The organism is Bradyrhizobium sp. Mp27, assembly GCF_029953005.1.
In the GTDB taxonomy this organism is placed as follows: Bacteria; Pseudomonadota; Alphaproteobacteria; order Rhizobiales; family Xanthobacteraceae; genus Bradyrhizobium; species Bradyrhizobium barranii.
The window spans coordinates 1-217 of sequence record NZ_JASAUS010000904.1 but is presented as its reverse complement, the minus strand read 5'-3'; the positions used below and the strand labels follow the sequence as shown (position 1 = coordinate 217).

At 59.4% G+C, this 217-nt stretch carries 1 protein-coding gene; it reads right to left on the bottom strand.

All coding sequences use genetic code 11. The features are described from left to right. Window positions 1-19: 19 nt before the first annotated feature. Window positions 20-217 (bottom strand): hypothetical protein (locus QJT78_RS52960; RefSeq protein WP_281461027.1); only part of this gene is annotated, 198 nt, incomplete at its 5' end.

The following is a 217-nucleotide window of genomic DNA, read 5'->3' as shown; positions in this document are numbered from 1 at the left end:
AAACGTCCTGCCTGACCGGCTACTGCTGTTCAGCGGCGCTGACGGCGATCATCAGGTGGGGGAGTTTCAAGTGACCATACCCGGGGGATTTTGACCGACCCACGGGGCGATCGACACCCGTCAGCCGGTGAATCTCGCGCTGGCTGGTGTTGCGATCAAGTAATGTAAGTACGGTGCTTTGCAGATGTCGCTTCAAGACGTTCAACTCCCCGGCCCC